Source organism: Tatumella morbirosei, from assembly GCF_000757425.2.
GTDB lineage: Bacteria > Pseudomonadota > Gammaproteobacteria > Enterobacterales > Enterobacteriaceae > Tatumella > Tatumella morbirosei.
Genome location: NZ_CM003276.1, coordinates 1 through 5657 on the forward strand (window position 1 = coordinate 1; position 5657 = coordinate 5657).

Annotated in this window: 5 protein-coding genes; 4 read left to right on the top strand and 1 reads right to left on the bottom strand. The window is 48.5% G+C overall.

The features are described from left to right. Positions 1–1350 precede the first annotated feature (1350 nt). The 4 genes from HA49_RS00010 to HA49_RS00025 all read left to right on the top strand — a co-directional run bounded on the left by HA49_RS00010 (position 1351) and on the right by HA49_RS00025 (position 4903). Positions 1351–1674, top strand: a complete 324-nt coding sequence (locus HA49_RS00010) for a MobC family plasmid mobilization relaxosome protein (RefSeq protein ID WP_010890575.1) — start codon at positions 1351–1353, stop codon at positions 1672–1674. Next, positions 1664–3148 carry a plasmid mobilization relaxase MbeA gene (gene mbeA, locus HA49_RS22020; protein WP_046791608.1) on the top strand — a complete coding sequence of 495 codons (1485 nt, stop codon included), beginning with the start codon at positions 1664–1666 and terminating at the stop codon, positions 3146–3148. The genes HA49_RS00010 and mbeA overlap by 11 nt, the downstream gene beginning before the upstream one ends. A gap of 523 nt (positions 3149–3671) precedes the next feature. Continuing rightward, positions 3672–4082, top strand: a complete 411-nt coding sequence (locus HA49_RS00020) for a hypothetical protein (protein ID WP_010890579.1) — start codon at positions 3672–3674, stop codon at positions 4080–4082. A 257-nt stretch (positions 4083–4339) separates the two neighbouring features. After that, positions 4340–4903, top strand: a complete 564-nt coding sequence (locus HA49_RS00025; RefSeq protein ID WP_046791609.1) for a hypothetical protein — start codon at positions 4340–4342, stop codon at positions 4901–4903. 29 nt (positions 4904–4932) lie between these two features. Here HA49_RS00025 and tenpIN read toward each other — a convergent pair whose 3' ends face one another. Then, a complete protein-coding gene (gene tenpIN, locus HA49_RS00030) occupies positions 4933–5559 on the bottom strand; it encodes a type III toxin-antitoxin system TenpIN family toxin (protein ID WP_010890574.1) in 627 nt (208 codons plus the stop codon). Between the last annotated feature and the right edge of the window lie 98 nt (positions 5560–5657).

The window sequence follows — 5657 nt, forward strand, 5'->3', positions numbered from 1 at the left end:
GGGAATACCCAAAAACTAATCCATCAAGATCAATTACTACGATTACCGTAACCCCTAACCTTTCCCATCATTGCTGCCGTCTAGAGCCTCTTCTAGGCCTGTATTATCGACGTAAAACTGGTCAGTAAGAGTCCTTAACTGTATGTAGTCCTGTTTGCTCATTTTTAATGTCCATTGGCCTTTTCCTTTCACCAATGTACAAAAAAAGCAAAGCCCTCTGTAAGAGAGGGCTTTGCTTTTCTTTCGTTGAGTCTTGGATTTTTTACGTGTGGCGAACTCTACCGCACATCTTTCTTTGGAAGCTTGTTTGTTTAACGTGGGGCTCATTCCTACCGCCACTTCTGATGTTATTTATAGCAAAAATTATATGTGGAGTCAATTTCGTCGCTGTTCTTGACTGGACTTACTTCACCAGCGTAATCTTCCCCTGAAACGAAAAAACCACCTGGGGAGGTGGTTTTTCGAAGGTTCAGTAAGTTGGGGAACTTCTGAACCGTGGTAACAGGGTGTACAAGACCGCTGCCACCAAATTCGTCCTTCCAGTTTAGCCGTAGTTAGGCTCAGACTTCAAGAACTCTGCATCAGTAATCTCTTGTACACCCCTTACCAGTGGCTGCTGCCAGTGGCGATAAGTCGTGTCTTTTCGGGTTGGACTCAAGATGATAGTTACCGGACAAGGCGCAGCAGTCGGACTGAACGGGGGGTTCGTGCACACAGTCCAGCTTGGAGCGAACTGCCTACCCGGAACTGAGTGTCAGGCGTGGAATGAGAAACCGCGGCCATAACAGCGGAATGACACCGGTAAACCGAAAGGCAGGAACAGGAGAGCGCACGAGGGAGCTACCAGGGGGAAACTCCTGGGATCTTTATAGTCCTGTCGGGTTTCGCCACCACTGATTTGAGCGTCAGATTTCGTGATGCTTGTCAGGGGGGCGGAGCCTATGGAAAAACGGCACCGCCGTATCCTTTTTCTGTTCTCCTCGACTTCCGCTCCATCTCTTCCTTCCCTACTTGTGAGCAGGTAACGCCCGCCGCAGTCTCACGGCAAGAGCGTAGCGACCGAGTGAGCGAGGAGGCGTCATTTCATCCGTTCTTGTATTTTCTCCCTACGCACTTTTGCTGCATTTCCCCCTGTCACATGAAGCACTTTCCTGAATCACCACTTCGAACTAACATAGAAGCCAATATACACTCCGCTAGCGCTACGTGACTGGTTCAGGGCTGCGCCCCGAAACCGGCTAAAAGCGACTGACGCGCCTGCGGCTTGTCCAACACCGCACCGACCGGGAAAAGATTTCCCGTCCGCCTTGGCGTTATCAGGAGGCTAGATTGGCAGACAAACGCAGCAAAATGCTCACAATGTGGGTGACTGAAGATGAGCACCGTCGTTTACTAGAACGCTGTGATGGAAAACAACTCGCTGCTTGGATGCGGCAGACGTGTCTTGATGAGAAACCCGCTCGCACTGGCAAACTTCCTTCGATTTCACCGGCTCTGCTTCGTCAGTTTGCTGGTATGGGAAACAACCTTAATCAGATCGCCCGGCAGGTTAATGCCGGTGCAGGCAGCGGACATGACCGTGTGCAGGTTGTCGCTGCGCTGATGGCCATTGATGCCGGACTGGAACGGCTACGGCACGCCGTATTGGAGAAGGGTGCTGAGGATGATCGTTAAATTCCACCCTCGAGGCAGTGGCGGTGGTGCCGGTCCGGTGGATTATCTACTGGGCAAAGACCGGCAGCGCAACGGTGCCAGCGTTCTACAGGGGAAGCCGGAGGAAATCCGGGAGCTTATCGATGCCTCCCCGTATGCCAAAAAGTACACCTCTGGTGTCCTGTCCTTCGCCGAACAGGACTTAGTGCCCGGCCAGCGTGAAGAACTGATGGCGAGCTTCGAGCGGGTTCTGATGCCCGGACTCGATAAAGACCAGTACAGCGTGCTGTGGGTAGAGCACCAGGACAAAGGACGGCTGGAGCTGAACTTCCTGATCCCAAACACAGAGCTGCTGACCGGCAGACGACTCCAGCCGTATTACGACCGTGCCGATCGTCCGCGCATTGATGCTTGGCAGACTATCGTGAACGGCAGGCTGGGGCTGCACGACCCGAATGCGCCGGAGAACCGGCGAGCGCTGGTCACGCCATCTGCGTTGCCGGAAGCGAAGCAGGAAGCCGCTCAGGCGATTACACGAGGTTTACTGTCCTTAGCCTCATCCGGGGAGCTGAAAACGCGTCAGGACGTCACGGAGGCGCTGGAAAGCGCAGGTTTTGAGGTGGTACGCACCACAAAAAGCAGTATCAGCATTGCCGACCCGGACGGGGGGCGAAATATCCGACTGAAGGGAGCCATTTATGAACAGTCTTTTAACGCTGGCGAAGGACTTAGAGCAGAAATCGAAAGCGCAGCAGCAGAGTACCGGCGAGATGCTGAAAGCCGCATTCAGCGAGCACGAGAAGTCTGTCAGAACGGAACTGAGCGAAAGCGAGAAGAGAATCAGCGCCGCCATCCACGACCACGACCAGAAGCTGTTCTCAGCCATGAGTCAGCGTACGAAAGGGATGCTGCGCATGGTCAGCCAAACGTGGCTGACCATCGTCCTAGTATCCGCGCTGCTGATAGCCTCGAGCGCGGGCATTCTGTGGTGGCAGAGTCAGCAGATACTCGACAATTACACGACCATCCGGGAGCAGAAGAACACGGAGGCCATACTCTCAGAGAGGAACAGCGACCTGCAACTCTCGACCTGTGGAGAGCAGAGACGCCACTGCGTGAGGGTGAACCCGGAAGCGGGACGGTTCGGAGAGGATTCGAGCTGGATGATACTGGCGGGGAAATAGCACATGACAGAGCTGGAAAAACAGTTGCTGAGCGCATTAGAGCAGCTACAGCAGGACTACTCGAAAAGGCTGGACGAGTGGGAGAACGCCTTCGCGGAATGGCGGACGATGTCTGGTCTTATGCAAAGGGAGAACGCGGCGCTGAGCGAGCGCGTCACGGCCTTGAGCAGGCAGGTGCAGAGTTTGAGCGAGCAGCTACGCCGGTTGTCGTAAAGCTGAACAGTATTGAGGCACTTCGGGAGCAGCACGAGAAAGAGCTGGAGCTTGAACGCTCGCAGCGTCAGCAGACGTATGATGGTCCGTCGCTGTGATAAACCGGATAAAACAGCGATTTCAGGGCGGATTTGTTCTGAAATCAGGCGTCAGTCATGTGGGTGCATAACGATTCATCGCCTGTGAAATTACAGGGGCGATTCTGGTCGGTTTTCTGGGAGTAAGGTAGCGTGTTTTATGGCTTTGGCCTCAGGATCGCTCTGAGGCCGTTTGAGCGGTGCGCGCAAGAGGACGTTATGGTAAATGATGGTGATCTGCCGAAGCAAAAAAGCCGCCTATAAAGGCGGCTTTTTTGCTTCGGTCTGATGATTTCGCTATATGCGCTTATGCTGTACATATTTAAATCTGTATTAAAAAAATATTCTTTAATTACATAAAGATCGATCTGACGATGTATCTTGACGAGATCTAATACGAGAAATTAATTGGCTCTCTACGGATTTTTATTGTGGTTGCAAATAATCTAGTGAGAGATATTACAAAAAGATCTTGAAGTGCTCGCTGATCCCTGGGTACACTATTGTATAGTAACTGATCGATGCCTAGGAGCGGATTGCAATAATGGCTTTTATCTCTTTATCAAATTTAGCAGCGAAGACCGGAAGAGTAGTCCAGTCACAGCATGTTACAGCCACGCAAACGAAAAAAAGCACAGGCGCTGTTGAACTAGGCTTCCGCTTGAGCAAAAGCGCTATGGACGAGACAGGAATTGCTATTGGGGATCGTGTCGATATCCTTTACGATAAAGACGAAAATCAATGGATGATTAAGAAAATTAGTGGGGGAGGCTTTGGTGTTTCTGGGCAAAAAAACAAGCATGGTGGGTACTCATCATGTGCTGTTAGATTGACTTTGCGTCCTGGTTTTCCGCGTCTTTCGGAGGATGAGGATGAGAACAAAAAGCTTCTTTCAGATGATTCAGTCACTCAGCTAAGTGAAGGTGTAATCATTTTCAGGCTGAGCGATGAATAGGGAAGACCAAAAAGGAAAGGCAGAGTTAGTGAACGTCGCCAAACAATCGACTAACTCCGCCTTCTGGTCAACACATCACTACCTTTGGAAGGGTGGAGTGTTATGGGCGGCATTATGTTCATAAACTTGCATTCGAATAAAGAAAAAATCTTTTCTTTTGATGAGTACAAACACGACATTTTCTATTCTGATAGGTGCGGTGCTATTGACTTTGGTCTCTTAACTTTATGTTTTTAAACATATATGAGGCTACACATATGAATGCTTTATCAATACCACCGTCAGTTGCCCGGGCTAACTTGGCAAGTAAATTTTCTTCACATCTGAAAGTTATTTCGATCTTCAACACAATGCAGGATTCCCAAGTTGTGGTCCTGTCATCTCTGCTCGATAGTCATCATCTCACCAGTTCTGGTAACAGTGTTAAGGCTGACTTTGAGGTAACGCGTTTACCAGCGATCATTGAGATGTTAGAGAAAAAATATTTTTTCCCTATTCGTCATCTCAATGTCTCTGTCAGATCAGTAACTACAGGAAGGATGACTGTACAAACTGTCTATCTCATAGAACCTGAGCACATCGAGCAACTTTTGGCTGATCCTGAAGTTGTATTTGCTAATCAGGAAAGAAGCCTTTTCTTTCGTTCTCTCGAAAAAGAGGGCAAAAATCTTGGCAAGCTTATAGAGAAAAAAGGCAGCCTGTCTCAGGCTGTTTTAAGTCTTCTACATCATGCCTACAGAGACAAACCTCTCTCTGAAGAAATGTGGCAGGAGATAGAAGAGAAGTTTACCCACATGTTGGATGAATTGAGCGCTGCCTAAATAGGTAAGGCGGTCTTTTGACCGCCTTTTCAGTCTTCTAGGCCTAATTCTTTATGGTAGTTCTTCAGCGTAGAGTAACGATAGTTTCTCAGAATGTTCGCGTCGTTCTTGTTATGAGCTTCTATGTATCTGCTTACGAACTTGTTGAAGTCTTCTTGGATTTTTTCTTTGTTATCATTGATATGGATGAATTCAGAAGCCGGTATCTTGTATACTCTTGATACATATTCGTCTTTCTGAATCAATAATGCTTTAGTGTAATCCAACCCTTTCTTAACGCCTTCTGAACGCTCAGAAACGAATCCAAATTTATGGTTTAAATGGCTTCGTAAGGGAATCCCAAAAACTAATCCATCAAGATCAATTACTACGATTCCGTAACCCCTAACTTTCCCATCATTGCTGCCGTCTAGAGCCTCTTCTAGGCCTGTATTATCGACGTAAAACTGGTCAGTAAGAGTCCTTAACTGTATGTAGTCCTGTTTGCTCATTTTTAATGTCCATTGGCCTTTTCCTTTCACCAATGTACAAAAAAAGCAAAGCCCTCTGTAAGAGAGGGCTTTGCTTTTCTTTCGTTGAGTCTTGGATTTTTTACGTGTGGCGAACTCTACCGCACATCTTTCTTTGGAAGCTTGTTTGTTTAACGTGGGGCTCATTCCTACCGCCACTTCTGATGTTATTTATAGCAAAAATTATATGTGGAGTCAATTTCGTCGCTGTTCTTGACTGGACTTACTTCACCAGCGTAATCTTC

Coding starts and splice junctions, on each gene's coding strand:
- HA49_RS00010 (WP_010890575.1), top strand. CDS start 1,351: ATGCTCACAATGTGGGTGACTGAAGATGAGCACCGTCGTTTACTAGAA.
- mbeA (WP_046791608.1), top strand. CDS start 1,664: ATGATCGTTAAATTCCACCCTCGAGGCAGTGGCGGTGGTGCCGGTCCG.
- HA49_RS00020 (WP_010890579.1), top strand. CDS start 3,672: ATGGCTTTTATCTCTTTATCAAATTTAGCAGCGAAGACCGGAAGAGTA.
- HA49_RS00025 (WP_046791609.1), top strand. CDS start 4,340: ATGAATGCTTTATCAATACCACCGTCAGTTGCCCGGGCTAACTTGGCA.
- tenpIN (WP_010890574.1), bottom strand. CDS start 5,559: ATGAGCCCCACGTTAAACAAACAAGCTTCCAAAGAAAGATGTGCGGTA.